The 15,453-nt window shown below is 71.6% G+C and carries 15 protein-coding genes; 9 read left to right on the top strand and 6 right to left on the bottom strand.

Annotation, left to right across the window (positions count from 1 at the left end):
• Positions 1–43 precede the first annotated feature (43 nt).
• Complete coding sequence (gene uvrA / locus CPZ01_RS08420; RefSeq protein WP_096394306.1) at positions 44–2,995, top strand: excinuclease ABC subunit UvrA; 2,952 nt, start codon at positions 44–46, stop codon at positions 2,993–2,995.
• 545 nt (positions 2,996–3,540) lie between these two features.
• On the opposite strand, the gene CPZ01_RS08415 is transcribed toward uvrA, so the two are convergent.
• The gene (locus tag CPZ01_RS08415) at positions 3,541–3,789 is read right to left on the bottom strand and encodes a hypothetical protein (RefSeq protein WP_096394305.1); all 249 of its coding nucleotides are present in this window, start codon (positions 3,787–3,789) and stop codon (positions 3,541–3,543) included.
• Between the two features lie 118 nt (positions 3,790–3,907).
• Between CPZ01_RS08415 and CPZ01_RS08410 the strand changes: the two genes are divergently transcribed.
• Positions 3,908–4,288, top strand: coding sequence for a RidA family protein (locus tag CPZ01_RS08410; RefSeq protein ID WP_096394304.1), 381 nt, complete (start codon positions 3,908–3,910; stop codon positions 4,286–4,288).
• A gap of 77 nt (positions 4,289–4,365) precedes the next feature.
• On the opposite strand, the gene CPZ01_RS08405 is transcribed toward CPZ01_RS08410, so the two are convergent.
• Positions 4,366–6,411, bottom strand: a complete 2,046-nt coding sequence (locus CPZ01_RS08405; RefSeq protein ID WP_096394303.1) for a MutS-related protein — start codon at positions 6,409–6,411, stop codon at positions 4,366–4,368.
• A gap of 133 nt (positions 6,412–6,544) precedes the next feature.
• Here CPZ01_RS08405 and larE point away from each other — a divergent pair, with 133 nt between their 5' ends.
• From larE to CPZ01_RS08375, 6 genes are all read left to right on the top strand, one after another.
• Positions 6,545–7,522: an ATP-dependent sacrificial sulfur transferase LarE gene (larE, locus tag CPZ01_RS08400; protein ID WP_096394302.1), complete on the top strand. Its 978-nt coding sequence runs from the start codon at positions 6,545–6,547 to the stop codon at positions 7,520–7,522.
• A 95-nt stretch (positions 7,523–7,617) separates the two neighbouring features.
• The gene (locus tag CPZ01_RS08395; protein ID WP_096394301.1) at positions 7,618–7,821 is read left to right on the top strand and encodes a hypothetical protein; all 204 of its coding nucleotides are present in this window, start codon (positions 7,618–7,620) and stop codon (positions 7,819–7,821) included.
• 89 nt (positions 7,822–7,910) lie between these two features.
• On the top strand, positions 7,911–8,099 hold the full coding sequence (locus tag CPZ01_RS08390; RefSeq protein WP_096394300.1) for a hypothetical protein: 189 nt from the start codon (positions 7,911–7,913) through the stop codon (positions 8,097–8,099).
• A 75-nt stretch (positions 8,100–8,174) separates the two neighbouring features.
• Complete coding sequence (serB, locus tag CPZ01_RS08385; RefSeq protein WP_096394299.1) at positions 8,175–8,825, top strand: phosphoserine phosphatase SerB; 651 nt, start codon at positions 8,175–8,177, stop codon at positions 8,823–8,825.
• Positions 8,826–8,930: 105 nt separating this feature from the next.
• Entirely contained in the window at positions 8,931–9,761 is an 831-nt protein-coding gene (locus CPZ01_RS08380; protein ID WP_096394298.1) for a lycopene cyclase domain-containing protein, read from the top strand.
• The gene (locus CPZ01_RS08375) at positions 9,754–10,941 is read left to right on the top strand and encodes a Brp/Blh family beta-carotene 15,15'-dioxygenase (RefSeq protein ID WP_096394297.1); all 1,188 of its coding nucleotides are present in this window, start codon (positions 9,754–9,756) and stop codon (positions 10,939–10,941) included. The genes CPZ01_RS08380 and CPZ01_RS08375 overlap by 8 nt, the downstream gene beginning before the upstream one ends.
• Positions 10,942–10,953: 12 nt before the next feature.
• On the opposite strand, the gene CPZ01_RS08370 is transcribed toward CPZ01_RS08375, so the two are convergent.
• Positions 10,954–11,844: a YkgJ family cysteine cluster protein gene (locus tag CPZ01_RS08370; RefSeq protein WP_096394296.1), complete on the bottom strand. Its 891-nt coding sequence runs from the start codon at positions 11,842–11,844 to the stop codon at positions 10,954–10,956.
• Between the two features lie 102 nt (positions 11,845–11,946).
• Between CPZ01_RS08370 and CPZ01_RS08365 the strand changes: the two genes are divergently transcribed.
• Positions 11,947–12,168: a hypothetical protein gene (locus tag CPZ01_RS08365; protein ID WP_096394295.1), complete on the top strand. Its 222-nt coding sequence runs from the start codon at positions 11,947–11,949 to the stop codon at positions 12,166–12,168.
• A gap of 40 nt (positions 12,169–12,208) precedes the next feature.
• On the opposite strand, the gene hisB is transcribed toward CPZ01_RS08365, so the two are convergent.
• The 3 genes from hisB to CPZ01_RS08350 form a co-directional block, all read right to left on the bottom strand.
• Positions 12,209–12,805 carry an imidazoleglycerol-phosphate dehydratase HisB gene (gene hisB / locus CPZ01_RS08360; RefSeq protein ID WP_096394294.1) on the bottom strand — a complete coding sequence of 199 codons (597 nt, stop codon included), beginning with the start codon at positions 12,803–12,805 and terminating at the stop codon, positions 12,209–12,211.
• A gap of 499 nt (positions 12,806–13,304) precedes the next feature.
• A complete protein-coding gene (hisA, locus tag CPZ01_RS08355) occupies positions 13,305–14,045 on the bottom strand; it encodes a 1-(5-phosphoribosyl)-5-[(5-phosphoribosylamino)methylideneamino]imidazole-4-carboxamide isomerase (RefSeq protein ID WP_096394293.1) in 741 nt (246 codons plus the stop codon).
• A gap of 586 nt (positions 14,046–14,631) precedes the next feature.
• A complete protein-coding gene (locus CPZ01_RS08350) occupies positions 14,632–15,450 on the bottom strand; it encodes a hypothetical protein (protein ID WP_096394292.1) in 819 nt (272 codons plus the stop codon).
• Between the last annotated feature and the right edge of the window lie 3 nt (positions 15,451–15,453).

The raw sequence follows: 15,453 nt of genomic DNA, 5'->3' as shown, positions 1-15,453 counted from the left end.
GACCGACGACTATTCCCGCGCGCGCCCGCAACGGAGGAGTGAAATGAGCAAGGAGTACATCGAGGTCCGCGGCGCCGAGGAACACAACCTCAAGGACCTCGACGTCCGGATCCCGCGGGAGGAGTTCACCGTCGTCACCGGGCTCTCCGGCTCGGGGAAGTCGTCGCTCGCGTTCGACACCGTCTACGCCGAGGGGCAGCGCCGCTACATCGAGTCGCTGTCCGCGTACGCCCGCAACTTCCTCGGGCAGATGGACAAGCCGCAGGTGGAGTCGGTCGAGGGGCTCTCGCCGGCGATCTCCATCGACCAGAAGAACGCCGCGAACAACCCCCGCTCCACCGTGGGGACCGTCACGGAGCTCCACGACTACCTCCGCCTGCTGTACGCCCGGATCGGCACCCAGTACGACCCCGTCACCGGCGAGGAGGTCGGCGAGCAGTCCGCACAGGACATGGTGAACCAGATCCTCGACCTCCCCGAGGACACCCGCGCGAAGGTCGCGGCGCCCGTCGTCCGCGATCAGAAGGGCGCCTTCGAGGAGCTGTTCGAGGAGCTGGTCTCGGACGGGTACAGCCGCGTCGAGGTCGACGGCGAGCCGGTCGATCTCACCCTCGATTCCCCCGACCTCGACGAGAACTACGACCACACGATCGACGTGATCGTCGACCGCGTGACCGTCTCGCCGGACGCGCGCTCGCGGATCACCGACTCCGTCGAGACCGCGCTGGAGGAGGCCGACGGCGCCCTCAAGCTGATCGTCCCCGACCCGCCCGAAGACGTCCCGTTCGCGTCGAACGCGCGCTCGACGGGGTCGCTCGCGGCCGACGCCGACGGCGACGACCGCCTCGTCGTGGAGTTCTCCGAGGAGCTCGGCAACCCCAACTCCGACGTCCAGTTCTCCGAGATCGAGACGCGCTCGTTCTCCTTCAACAGCCCGTACGGCGCCTGCCCCGAGTGCGAGGGGATCGGCTCGACGAAGGAGGTCGACGAGGACCTCGTGATCGAGGACCCCTCGAAGCCGCTGAAGCACGTGTTCGAGCCGTGGAGCTACGACCGCACCTACTACTCCAGGCAGCTCGACAACGTCGCGGAGCACTTCGGCGTCGACCTCGACGCGCCCTTCGAGGAGCTCGACGAGGAGATTCAGCGGCAGTTCCTCTACGGCACCGACGACGTCGTCCACTTCGAGTGGACCACGAAGAACGGCACCCGCGAGAAGACGGAGCGGTTCGAGGGCGTGATTCCCAACCTGGAGCGGCGCCACGTCGAGACCGACTCCGAGCGCGCCCGCGACCACATCGAGGAGTACATGGCCGTGACGACCTGTCCCGAGTGCGAGGGGACGCGCCTGAAGGAGCAGTCGCGGCACGTCCTCGTCGCGGACACCGCGATCACCGAGGTGAACGAGCTGTCGATCGCCGAGGCGCGCGAGCACTTCGAGGGGCTGGAGGACGAGCTGAACGAGCGCGAGACGACGATCGCCGAGGAGATCTTAAAGGAGATCCGCGCGCGGCTCGGGTTCATGGAGGAGGTCGGTTTAGAGTACCTCACGCTCGACCGCGAGGCCTCGACGCTGTCGGGCGGCGAGAGCCAACGCATCCGGCTCGCGACGCAGGTCGGCTCCGGGCTGGTGGGCGTGCTGTACGTCCTCGACGAGCCCTCCATCGGGCTCCACCAGCGCGACAACGACCGCCTGCTCGACACGCTGGAGGGGCTCCGCGACCTCGGTAACACCCTCCTCGTCGTCGAGCACGACGAGGAGACGATGCGGCGCGCCGACGAAATCATCGACATGGGGCCCGGCCCCGGCAAGCGCGGCGGCGAGGTCGTCGCGCAGGGCGACTTCGAGGAGGTGGTCGCGACCGACGAGTCGGTGACGGCCGACTACCTCGCGGGCCGGAAGTCGATTCCGGTGCCCGAGGAGCGCCGCGAGCCCAACGGCGAGCTCGTCGTGCGCGGCGCCCGCCAGCACAACCTGAAGGACCTCGACGTGCCGATCCCGCTCGGCACGCTGACGACCGTCACCGGCGTCTCCGGCTCCGGGAAGTCGACGCTCGTCAACGACATCCTCTACAAGGGGCTCGCCCGCGAGATGAACGACAACACCTCCGTCGACCCCGGCGAGCACGACGCGATCGAGGGGCTCGACGAGGTGGAGACGGTCCGGCTCATCGACCAGTCGCCGATCGGGCGGACGCCGCGCTCGAACCCCGCCACGTACACGGACGTGTTCGACCACGTCCGCGAGCTGTTCGCGGAGACGAAGCTCTCGAAGCGTCGGGGCTACGAGAAGGGCCGCTTCTCGTTCAACGTGAAGGGCGGGCGCTGCGAGGAGTGCGGCGGGCAGGGGACCGTCAAGATCGAGATGAACTTCCTCTCGGACGTGTACGTCCCCTGCGAGGAGTGCGGCGGCGCCCGCTACAACGACGAGACGCTCGACGTGGAGTACAAGGGGAAGACCATCGCCGACGTGCTCGACATGAGCGTCGCGGAGGCGCACGAGTTCTTCGAGAGCCACCGCGGGTTGGAGCGCCGCCTCAAGCTCCTGAAGGACGTGGGGCTCGGTTACATGGAGCTGGGCCAGCCCTCGACGACGCTCTCGGGCGGCGAGGCCCAGCGCGTGAAGCTCGCCGAGGAGCTCGGCAAGCGCGCGACCGGCGACACCCTCTATCTCCTCGACGAGCCGACGACGGGGCTCCACAAGGAGGACGAGCGCAAGCTGATCGACGTGCTCCACCGGCTCGTCGACGCCGGCAACACCGTGGTCGTCATCGAACACGAGCTCGACCTCGTGAAGAACGCCGACCGCGTGATCGACCTCGGCCCCGAGGGCGGCGACGGCGGCGGCGAACTCGTCGCGAGCGGCACCCCCGAGGAGATCGCCCGGGAGGACGCCTCCCACACCGGGCGCTACCTCCGAGATATGCTCCCGAAGGTCGACCTCGAAGGGCCCCGCGACGACCGCCGGAAGCCCGCGGTGGCGGACGACGACTGAGGCAGGAGCGCTTCGGCGGGGTTCCGCGCCTCGGATCGAACGGAGACACAACTGATATTTCCGGTCGTCGAGCGATAGCGAGAGGAAGTATCGCGGATCGGCGGCCGCAATGTAGTATTTAAATAGCCGTGAGCGACGGCGACGAGCGCTTATAAAAAGAAAGTGCGGTGGCGCGCCTGCGAGCGGCCGCCACCGGCGGCCGCGAGCCAGCCCGCGAGGGACGCCGCGAACGCGAGCGGCGCAGCCGCGAAGCGTGAGCGGCGAGGCTGGGGAGGAGTGAGGTGCGGAGCGGTGCGGGTGGGACTCAAAGGGGCAGCCGCGAGGCCGACATAGGCGACGCAAGTACCGCAGGGAGGGAGCGGCAGCGACCGACGAGGACCGCAGCGACCGCACCGAGCCCTCGCGGCTGGGGCTTTGGAGGCGTCGTCCGTGGGCTTGCTAGCAGCTATTTATAAACGAGCGACTGGGCTTTGGATATCGGCACCCTAGCAGCGTCGGTCGTTTATAAATAGCCGACAGCGACACCACGGTCTACCTTATAAAGGTCACCCCGCAGTCGGGCGACGACCGGACGATCCGATGACGCTCGCAACGACGAGGAGCGCGACCAGATCGACGGCGACCGTCGCGATGACGCCGAAGCGGAACAGGACCAGCAGTCCGAGCACCGCCACGGCGAGCCCGACCGCGGCGCGACGAGCGCGGCCGGTGGTCGAAAGCGAGCGAGACACCTGAGCGCCGACGCCGACCTGCGCCGCGAAGAGGAGGACGCCGAACGGGGACACGGCTGGCATACGGCTCGATTCCGACCGAGCCTGTATGAATATGTCGGCGGGGCGAAGAGCGTCCGGAGCGGTCGGGGTGACCCCCGCGACCCGCATCTTGATACCGCGGCGCGTCGTCCTCCGAGCAATGCGAGAAATCACGACGGACGACGTGCCGGAGGCCCTCGGTCCGTACTCGCAGGGGATCGTCTCCGGCGACACGGTCCGCGTCTCGGGGAAGACGGGCGTGGACCCCGACACCGGCGAGGCCCCCGAGTCGGTCGCCGAACAGACGACGCAGACGCTCGAAAACGTCGCCGCGATCCTGGAGGCGGCCGGGACGACCCCGGACGCGATCGTGTCGGCGACCGTCTACCTCACGGACATGGACGACTACGACGCGGTCAACGAGGCGTACCGGGCGTTCCTCTCGGAGCCGTACCCGGCGAGAACCTGCGTCGAGGTGTCTCGGCTCCCCGCGCCGCTCGACGTCGAGATCACGGTCACCGCGGAGCTCGACGGCGACTGAGCCGACCGATCCGAGGGCGACTGAGCCGACCGAACCGACGACGACGGCGAGTAGGGTCGGCGCCGACGAGCCACCCCTCAGAACTTCTCCAACAGGTCGCCGTAGAACTCGCCGCCGCGGTCGTCCGCGAGCTTCTCGACGATGAGTTCCGGCGTCGACCGCGCGAGGTGCCCTTTCTTCGGCGAGCGGTTCACCCGGAGCTCGCCGTCGACGAGCCCCGCGGCCTCGATCCCGTCGACCGCGACCGCGAAGTCCGCGGCGTCACGGATCTCGCGGGCCAAATGGGAGACGAAGACGGCGGTGGCGTCCTGGTCGTCGAGCGCCTCCAGGATGCCCGCGATGATCTTCGCGGAGGCGCCCGGCTCGGTGATCGACTCCAGCTCGTCGACGAGGACGAGCCGGCCGTCCGCGCCGTCGACGAGGTCGCCGAAGTCCCGGAGCGTCGCCTCGAACGCGCCCGCGTCGAGGGTCCCCTGCGACTTCGCGTAGTAGTGGACCTCCTCGAACCGCTCGACGGTCGCCGACTCGGCGGGCACGGGCATGCCCATCTGCGCGAGGACGACGACCAGGGCGACCAGGTCGAGCGTGGAGGTCTTGCCGCCGGAGTTGACCCCCGACAGCAGCGTCGCGCCCGAGACGGCGTAGTCGACCGGCTCGACGGCCGCGAAGTCGACGTCGAGCAGCGGGGAGCGGCCGCCCTCGATGCGGAAGCCCGCGACCGCGTCGCCGCCGGCCTCGGCGTCGGCCTCCTCCGGCCCGACCACCTCGGGCATGACGCAGTCGAAGTCGCGTGCGAACCGCGAAATCGCGAGTTCGACGTCGAGTTCGAGCGCGTCGCGCACGAGGTCCTCGACCGGCTCGCGGAGGTCGCCGAGGTCGCTCGCGAGGTCGGCCTTCAGCTTCGCCGCGCGGCGGTCGCGGGCCGCGGAGAGCTCGGTGCGGAGCCGGGAGACGGCGCTCTCGTCGTGGTCGACCGGGAAGGAGGGGTCGCCGCCGAAGACGCGCTCGGCCAGCTCCGCCTCCTCGGGCTTCAAGCGGAGCGCGTCGGCGAGGTGTTCGCGGGCGGCGTCGATCGCCTCGTCGTACTCGTCGGCCAGCTCGCGGTCCAAGAGGGAGTCGACGCGAGCGCCCTGCTCGACGAGGGAGAGGAAGTCGGTCCCCTCGATGGTGACGTCGCGCTCGCGGATCGCCTCGCGCAGGCGGTCGTCGGCGACCGAGGCCGCCGTCGACACCGCGGCGTCGAGGTCGTCGACCGCGGCCGTCAGCCGGTCGAGCTCCGCGTCGCCCGCGATGGTGCCGTCGTCGTCGAGCCGCGAGAGCGCGTCGCGGAGCCGGTCGAGGTCGACCGGGGGGGCGGGGTCAGAGCCCCCGCCCGAGACCGGGTCGCCGGCCGCCGCGGCCGCCTCGTGGACCGCCGCGGCCGCCTCCAGCCGCTCGCGGTTCTCGGCGAAGAACGCGAGCAGCCGTTCGGGGACGGTTTCGGCGGGATTTTCGAGCGCGTCCGGCCGCACGCTCACGTCGCCCTCGACGTCGAGCCCGGCGAACGACTCGTCTAAGACGATGACGGAGGCGTACGACCGGCCGAGCTCGGAGACGTCGCGCGCGTCCTCGACGGTCTCGACGGAGAGTTCGGGCACCTCGGCCTCGGCGCGCGCGAGCGTCTCGGCGTCGGCGGTCGCGAGGCAGCGGTCGCGGACGCGGACGGTCGGGGGGTCCGACAGGGGCGCGCAGTCCGCGAGCGCCTCGCGGACGGCCGGGTCGGGGTCGCGCGCCGTCGCGTCGGCCGCGAACGCCTGCGCCTCCTCGATCCGCGAGGCGGACGCGCTCGGGTAGAACGTCTCCAGCCGCTTCGCCGCGTAGTCGGTGACCGTGCGCTCGCGCAGCAGGTCGATCGCCTCGCGGTACAGCTCGCGGGCGCGGTCGGTGGCCAGCACGCGCCCGTCGTCGTCGTGGCGGCGGCGGATCGCCCCGCGCGCGATGCGGGCCGCGCGTGCCTCGTTGACGCCCGGCGCGCGGGCGATGGCGGCCACGTCGCCGGACTCGACGGTCGCGGCCGGGTCGTCGAGCTCGCGTAAGGCCGCGGCCGTCTTGGCGCCGACGCCGGGGATCGCCTCCAGCTCCATCTACCCGCCGGTATCGCGGCAACGGTCTAAAGCGTGCGGGTCGATGGCGCGGGACGGGGGTGACGGTCCGAGGGCGGGCCGAGACCGGTTCCGCGTGCGACGGGCTTTTTCGCGCTCGCCGCGAACGCCGGCCATGAGCCGGAACGCGCGAGCGGCCGACGACGGGTCGCTCGCACCCGAGACGGCGGCGAAGGCGGCGAGCGCCCGCGACGCGCTCGGCGAGCGCGACGGGGTTCTCGTCGCGTTCTCGGGCGGCGTCGACTCCGCGGTGGTGGCCGCGCTGGCGCGGGACGCGCTCGGCGACGACGCCGTGGCGTGCACCGCCCGCAGCGAGACGCTCCCCGCGGCGGAGCTCGACGACGCGAAGCGCGTCGCCGACGAGATCGGAATCGACCACGAGACGGTGACGTTCTCCGAGCTGGACGACCCGAACTTCGTCGCCAACGACGGCGACCGCTGTTACCACTGCCGGACGATGCGGCTCGGAGAGATGTACGAGACGGCCACGGAGCTCGGCATCGACACCGTCTGCGACGGGACGAACGCGGACGACCCGGGCGAGGGACACCGGCCCGGGCTCCGCGCGGTCGAGGAGCTCGACGTGTTCTCGCCGCTGCTCGACGCCGGGATCTCGAAGGAGGAGGTCCGCGCGATCGCCGACTCGTACGACCTCTCCGTGGCCGACAAGCCCTCGATGGCGTGTCTCTCCTCACGGATCCCGACCGGCCTGGAGGTGACCGAGGAGCGGTTGACCCGCGTCGAGAAGGCCGAACGGGTGCTCCGCGAGTGGGGATTCGAGGGGTTCCGCGTGCGCGACCACGACGGCCTCGCCCGCGTCGAGATCGCGCCGGACGAGTTAGAGCGCGCGCTCGACCCCGACTTCGCCGACGCCGTCCACGAGCACCTCACCGACCTCGGCTTCGAGTACGTCACCCTCGACATGGCGGGCTACCGGACCGGGAGCGTGAGCCCGGGCGGCGGCGAGGAAGGCGGCTCCGACGGGACGGGCGGCGGCGAGGAAGGCGGCTCCGACGAGGCGGACGACGACGTCGACGGCGCGGACGACGACGATTCCGGCGGCGTCGACCTCGGCCGGAGCTATCCGCGCTGAAACGGGGCCGGACGGATTCGGCCGGCGCTCGCGGCGTTATCACCGGAGAGAACCCGGCGGGAACGCTTATAAACCGTGTTACTGAAGCGACACCTATGCGCGAGGCACAGACCCTGGCGGTGATCGCCGGCGGCGTCGGCGGGGCCGTCGGGGCGTTCGTCGGCGTCGCGATCGGCGGGTCCGCGGTCTCGGTGACGCTGACCACCCTCGGAGTCGCGACCGTCGTCGGGGTCGGGGTCATCGCGAGCGCGGTGATCGCCGGCGACGTGGAGTTCCTCGCCGACGCGGACGGCGAGTGACGGAAGCGGCGTGAGAAAGGGTCGCAACGGGGGAGAGCGGGCCGATTCGGGAGAAACGTTCAAATACGAGTTTCTCGTGATCGCACGTGATGGCCGCCGCGGCGTCGTTCTGGGAGGAGTGTGACCGCTACCACGAGCTCGCGGAGCGGTTCCAGCGCGGTATCGAGATCACCCACCCCGACCGGCTCACCGGGCGGAGCGGCTACTATAGCGAGTGCGGCTGTTCCTGGTGTGCCGAGGAAGTCACCTACTTCGAGTACCGCGGCGAGCGGCTGTAAGCGGGGGCGTCCGGTCGGCAGTAGCGCTCGCGGTCGACCGCGCGCTTCAAGGCCCCGCCGCGACGAACGGACGCCATGAGCCTCATCGCGTTCGACTTCGACGGGACGCTCTCCGACTCCGAGATGACGGTGCTGCTCGCGGAGCGGGCCGGCGTCACCGACGAGGTCGCCGAGATCACCGAGCGGGCGATGAACGACGAGATCGGCTACGCCGAGAGCCTCTACCGGCGCGCGGCGCTGCTAGAGGAGCTCGGGGCGACGGAAGTCGAGGACGCGTTCGACGCGGTCCGGATCCGGCCCGGCGCCGCGCGCCTCATCGAGCGCCTGCGGGAGGAGGGCCACCACGTCGCCGTGCTCACCGGCGGGTTCGAGCGCGGCGTCGAGGCGGCGCTCGCCCGCGAGGGGGTCTCGGTCGACACGATCGTCGCGAACCGGCTGCCGACCGACGCGGACGGCGCGCTCACCGGCGAGGCCGAGGGGCCGCTCATCGAGGGGACGAAGGACGACGCGCTGGCCGACCTCGCGGCCGAGGTGGGCGTGCCGATGGCGGAGACGGTGGCGGTCGGCGACGGCGCGAACGACCTGCCGATGCTGGAGGTCGCGGGGCTCGCCGTCGGGTTCGTCCCCAAGTCCGCGGTGCGGCCGGTCTGCGACTCGGTCGTCGCCTCCATGTACCGGCTCGGGAAGGTGTTGGAGTCGCACGGCGTGCTCGCGGCCGAAGCGTGACCCCCGAACCGGTTCGGGCCGGGGATACCTGACCACGTTCGGCTGAAGGGTTAAACAGAAATAGGGAGTACACATGGGCATGAGCGTCCTCGTTGGGGTGGTCCGATGCTACCGACGCTGACGTATCTCCAGTTTCATCTCGTCTTCAGTCTCCCCGTCCTGGCGCTGCTGTGGTACGTCGCCCCGCGGTACGAGCCGAAGCGCCAGCGCCGGGCGGTCGGCGGGATCGCGATCCTCGTCGCTATCGCGTACGCCTACACCACGCCGTGGATCAGCTACATGATCCGACGGGGGGCGTGGGGGTACGCCGACGGCGCCGTCGTCGCGCGGGCGCTGTCGATCCCGCTGGGGGAGTACCTCTTTTTCACGGTACAGACGGTCGTCGTCGCGCTCGCGCTCCACCGGATCGGCTTCGACCCGACGTTCCGGGAGGGAGACTTCGACCGCGCGCCGCGGGCCGCCGGGGTCCTCGTCGGCCTCGCGATGGTGCCGGTCGGGCTGGGACTCGTTCGGCTCGACCCCTCGTTCCTGTACCTCGGCGGGCTGATCGCGTGGGTCGGGCCGGTCCTCGCGCTCCAGTGGAGCGTGGGCGGGGGGTACCTCGCGCGCACGCCTCGGCTGTGGGTCACGGCGACGCTGGTCCCGGCAGCGTACTTCTGGGTCGCCGACCGGATCGCGATCGGGATGGGGACCTGGTACCTGTCGCCGGAGCTGACGAGCGGGATCACGGTCCTCGGACTTCCGATAGAGGAGATGCTGTTCTTCGTCGCCGCGGGAGTGATGACGATCAACGGCCTCGTCTTGTTCGAGTGGGTGCTCGACTGGAACGACCGCCGGGGGTCGGTCGCTGGGCCGTCGCCGTCGGGCGGGACCGAGCGCGACGTCCCCGGCCCGGAGCCGCCGGCCGACCCGGACCCAGACGTGGTCGATGACTGAGGCGTCATCGGCGTCGACGGGCGCGGCCGACGCCCCTCCGGCCGAGGCTCGCGAGCGCGACGCCGGGGTGACGTCACCGAGCGAGCGAGCCGGGACCGGAACCGACGCCGCGGCCGAGCGCGTCGACCGCTGGTTCGCGCGGCGCCCGGCGTTGGCGCTGGCCGCGCTACTGCCGGTGGGCGCCGTGACCCCCCTGTTTCCGGTCGAACTCGGCGTCGCGACGTTCGCGCTCGGCACCCTCGCCGTCGGGATGGCCCACGGCGCGGTGGACCATCTCGTTCCCCTCCGGGGCGCGCCGGGCGTGTCGCTCCGGCGGTCGATCGCGGTCGTCTCGGTCGTCTACGCGGTCCTCGGCGGCGCGGTCGCCGCCGCGTTCTTCGCCGCGCCCGTCGCCGCGTTCGTCGGGTTCATCGCGCTCACGTGGCTCCACTGGGGACAGGGCGACGTGGCGACGCTCGCGATCGCCGGCGTCGACCACCTGCCAACCTCCGGGGAGCGGTGGCTGGCGCTCGTCGTCCGCGGCGGCCTCCCGATGGGCGTTCCCCTCCTCGCGCACCCCGAGGAGTACCGGCTGGTCGCCGAGTGGGTCGTCGGGCTGTTCCTCGTCGACGCCGGCGCGGCCGCGACCGCGGTCGACCCCCTGTTCGCGCCTTCGGTCCGGATCGGCGTCGGCGTCGGGATGGCGACGGCGACGCTGGCGTCGGTCGTCTTGGGCTACCGCCGGGTCCGGGACGGGCGCGACGCGGACGGCTCGCGGCGTGACCCGGGCGGCTGGCGCCGCGACGTCGGCGAGCTCGCGGTGCTGTGGGCGTGGTTCCTGCTCGCGGCGCCGGTGTTCGCGATCGGCGTGTACTTCGCGCTGTGGCACGCGCTCCGGCACGTCGGGCGGCTCGTCCTCGTCGACCCCGAGGCCGCGAGCGCGGCGTCGGCCGGCGACGCCGTCGGGGCGCTCGCCCGCTTCGGCCGCGACGCCGCGCCGCTCACGCTCGGCGGGTTCCTCGTGGTGGGCGCGGTCGGCCTCTCGGTGCCCGCCGGCGTGGCGGCGCCGGGCGACCTGCTCGCCGTGTCGCTGGTCGCCATCGCTGCCATGACGCTCCCGCACGTCGTCGTTGTCGCGTGGCTCGACCGGCGGCAAGGGGTCTGGCGGCCGGGCGTCCGGCGGCCGCGCGGCGGGAACTAGGGGGCGAGAGGCTCACTCCCCCCAACCCGGCGTGCCGGGCGCGCCCGCGTCGTCTTCGAGGTCGCGGACGAGTCGGTCGCGGGCGTCGGCGTCGAGCGCGACGCGGTCACCGTTCTCGCCGGCGCGCTCGGTCCACGCCGCGATCGCTTCGCCGACCCACGAGTCGGCCTCGCGGGCGCGTTCTCGGGCTTCGGCCATGCGCTCGCGGGTCACCGACAGCGACCCCGGGCGAGAGCCGACGGCGGCGCCGGCGAAGCGCGCGCGGTCGTCGGCGGTCCCCTCCCCGTCGCGGAGTCGGGCGACGACGCCGTCGAGGTCGTCCGGGTCCGGGTAGGCGAACACGGTCGCGCCGAGCGCCTGCGGGCCGAACGGCGGCGCCGGGAGGTCGTCCGGCGGCTCGTCGTCGAGGAGGCGGTCGCCGCCGCCGGCGGCCTCGACGCGCTCGCACTCCGTCTCGGCGCCGAGGTCGAGGTTGTGCCCCGGGTACGTCGAGCAGGTGCGCGGGTAGCGGTCGGCCCCGTGGATCCGGCACTGGAGCGTCGTCGGGTCGAGGAAGGCGCAGGCGTCGAGCCAGCGCGGCTCGTCGGTCCCGATCGGCGCGACCGGCTTCGGCGGTTTCCGGAGGCCGACGACGAAGACGGGCCGGCCGTCGACCGCGGCGAGGTCGGTCCCGTCGATCCGGACGCTGTCGTCGCGCTCGGCGGGCTCGAAGAGGCGGGGGACCAAGGCGTCGCCGAGGCCGTCGTCGACGAACCGGGCGACCTCGTCGCGGGTGAGGGGAACGAGGTCGTAGGCGTCGTCGAGCGGGGGGCGCGGGCCGGTGCGGTCCGAGCCCGCCGCGGCCGGATCGAGCGGGCGCCAGTCGACACAGCAGCCGGCGCAGCCCTCGCAGTCGAGTTCCATACGAGCGTGCGAACGGTTCGCAGTGGGATAAGTGGTCGGCGGAGCCCGGGGTGCGAGCGGGCCCGGACCGTTTTGCCGGGGGCGGCCGAACGGCGTCACGAGATGGACTCGGAGACGGAGGAACTCAGGCGGCTTGCCGTCCGGATCGTCGAGGAACACGAGGCCGCGGCGGTGACGCCGGGGGTCGTCGTCCAGCGGCTCGCGGTCGAGTACGACCGCGACCGGGAGTACAGCGAGGTGTTCGACCTCCTCCACGCGCTGGAAGACGAGGGCGAACTCGTCTACCACCACGGGGAGTACAACGAGTTCGCCGCGCCCGAGTGACGGGACGGGGAGAGCGCGCACCGCGGGCGCGGCCGTCGCCTCAGAGCTCCCCCTTCGTGCTGGGCGTGTCGCTGCGGCGCTCGTCGAGGCGGGTGGCGTCGTCGAGCGCGCGGGCCAGGGCCTTGAACAGCGCCTCGACCTCGTGGTGGGCGTTGTCGCCCGTCTCGACGGTCGCGTGGAGCGTCAGCCCGGCGTTGTGCGCCAGCGAGAGCGCGAAGTGGTCGGCCATGGCGCTGGTGAACTCCCCGACCGACTCCTGCGAGAACTCGCCGGAGAAGTCGTAGTACGGGCGCCCGGCGACGTCGACGACGACGCTCGCGACCGCCTCGTCGAGCGGGACGCGCCGGTCGGCGTACCGCCGAATTCCGCGCTTGTCGCCGAGCGCCTCGTCGAACGCCTCGCCGAGGCAGATCGCAACGTCCTCGACCGTGTGGTGGTCGTCGATCGCGAGGTCGCCGTCACAGCGGACCGTCAGGTCGAAGAGGCCGTGCTTGGCGAACGATTCGAGCATGTGGTCGTAGAAGCCGATCCCCGTCGAGACCTCGCTCTCCCCGTCGCCGTCGACCGCGAGGGTGAGTTCGATCGTCGTCTCGCTCGTCTCGCGGGTGACGGCCGCGGTCCGGTCGTGCTCGCTCATACGGGCCCGTCGCGGGGGATTCGTAAGTCGGTTGCGGGTGGGGCGGGGTTCGGTTCCGCAAGAGAGGAGCAGTCGTGATTGGGGAGTCGAGAGAATGCTTATAAATGGAGTGCGGTGGCGCGTGCCTGCGAGGCCGCTTTGCGGCCGAGCAGCACCGCGCGAGGGACGCCGCGAGCGACGCGGGCGACCGAAGGGAGCCCCGAGCGAGCGGCGAGGCTGGGGAGGCGTGAGGTGCGGTTGCGGTGCGGGGTGGGACTCAAAGGGGCAGCCGGGAGGGCGCCGCAGGCGACGCAAGCACCGCAACGAGGGAGCGAACGCAGTGAGCGACCGAGTGAGGAGCGCAGCGAGCGTGCGGCGCCCTCCCGGCTGGGGCTTTGGAGGTGTTCGCCGGCGATCCACAGTCAGTCATTTATTAACAAGCGACTGGAGTTTTGGAGGTGTTCTCCGGCGATCCGAGTGTCACTTATAAATAAGCAGCAACAGATCCGGAGTTCAGTATTTAAATCTCATCGGCCGCGTTCTGCGCCTCTCGGAGCGTGAACTCGCCCTCGTACAGCGCGGTGCCGACGACGACCGCGGCCGCGCCGGCCTCTTTTAAATCGACAACGTCCTCGACGCTCGCCACGCCGCCGGAGGCGATGACGGGTATGTCCACGGCCTCGACGACGCTCGCGACCGCCTCGCGGTCGATCCCCTCTAACTGCCCTTCCACGTCGACGTTCGTAAAGAGGATCGCGCCGGCGCCCAGCTCTTCGTAGCGCGCCGCGGCCTCGGCCGGGTCGAGCCCGGTCCCCTCGGTCCACCCCGACACCACGACCTCGCCGTCCTTCGCGTCGAGGCTGACGACGACGCTCCCGGGGTGCGTCTCGTCGATCTCGGCGACGATCTCGGGCGTCTCGACCGCCGCGGTACCGAGGATGACGCGGTCGAGGCCCAACTCGAGGAGGTCGCGCGCGCCCTCTGCCGTGCGGATGCCGCCCCCCAGTTGGAGGCCGACCGCGTCCGGAACGCTCTCGACGACCGACTCGATCGCCGCCGCGTTGACGCGCTCGCCCTCGAACGCGCCGTCGAGGTCGACGAGGTGGAGCGTGCCGGCGCCCGCCTCGATCCACCGCTCGGCGGCCGCGACCGGGTCGCCGTAGCGCTTGCCCGTCCCGCGCTCGCCGCCGACCAACTGGACGACCTCGCCGTCCTGCACGTCGACGGCGGGGATCACCTCGAACTCGGGGAAGTCGCTCATACGGAACGAGAGTCGGGGACGCCGATTAAACAGGTCGGTTCGAGACGAAACGGAGGGTTGCGCGGCGAACGTCTCCGAAGGCTCAGTCGCTCGTTTATAAATAGCTGAGACTTGATCGACGGCGACCACCGCCAAAGCCCCATCGCTCGGCTGTACGTGGGTGGCCGCTGATCAACGGCGACCACCGCCAAAGCCCCAGTCGCGAGGACGCCGTACGCTCGCTGCGCTCCTCGCTCAGTCGCTACCGCTCCTTCGCTGCGGTGCTTACGTCGCCTACGGCGTCCTCGCGACTGCCCCTTTGAGTCCCACCCGACCGCGACCGCACCGCCGGAAGACGGTCCTGCTCGCTCGCTTCGCTCGCTGCGCGGGCTGCGACCTCCGTGCTCCCGCTCGCTCCCTCCGGTCGCTCGCGGGACCGCAGCCTCACGCCTCCCCAGCCTCGTCGGCCTCCCTCCGGTCGGCCGACTCCCTCGCGCGTGCTCCTCGCGGCCGCCTTCGGCGGCCACTCGGAGGCACGCGCCACCACACCGTATTTATAAATGATAGAGTTTCGACGGAACTCGGTGATTCCGGAGCCTCGACCCGCTTACTCCACCGATATGAGCAGCTGCGAGACGTCCTCGTCGTAGACGGCGGGGTCGGTCGCGAGCGCCTCGGCGGTCTCGGCGTCGGCGAGCCGCGTCACCGCGCTCTCGGCGTCGATCGAGTCGGGTAGCGCGTCGTCGAAGACCTCGAGGAGCGGCTCGGTCGGGTACGCGCCGCCGGCGACGATGACGTCGGTCCCGTCGTGCCAGACGCCGAGCCGGGCCTCGATCTCGAGCGGGCGGTCGATCTCCGCGGTCGACCCGGTCGGGAGCGGAATCTCACCGTCGAGCGCGTACTCGCCCGTCAGTCGCCACGCGGTCGCGGTGTGGCCGGAGCGCACGGTAGTGGTCATCTCCTCGGCGACCTCGACGTTCTCGATGCCGGCGTTCCGGAGCTGCGCGCGGAAGGCGTCGACCGCCGCCGTCTCCACCTCGCTCATCACCCGATCCCGGCCGACGCCGGCCGGGAGCCCGTCGATCGCGGGCCGGAGGTCGATCCGCGTCGCGAAGAAGACGACGGGCGACCCCGACGCGTCGACCGTCTCGGCGAGCGCGTCCGCGACGGGCGCGTACTCGAAGATCCGCGTGCGTTCGAGCGCCCGAACCGTGACGGGGCCGTACGACCGCTCGAACACGGTACCCTCGGACTCGTCGGTCTGCCGCCAGTCCTCGATCCGGTCGCTCGTCACCTCGGGGGCCGGCACCGGCCCGTCGCGCCCGCCGAGACAGCCCGCGAGGCCGACGACCCCGACCGCCGCGCCGCCGGCGAGCAGCCGCCGCCGCGTCGTCCGCGTCGACCGCGCTCCGGTGTGCTCGTCCATGGA

Origin of the sequence: Halorubrum trapanicum (genome assembly GCF_002355655.1) — an archaeon.
In the GTDB taxonomy this organism is placed as follows: Archaea; Halobacteriota; Halobacteria; order Halobacteriales; family Haloferacaceae; genus Halorubrum; species Halorubrum trapanicum_A.
Note: the sequence above shows the minus strand (reverse complement) of the source record. Positions and strands in the feature narration are given on the sequence as shown.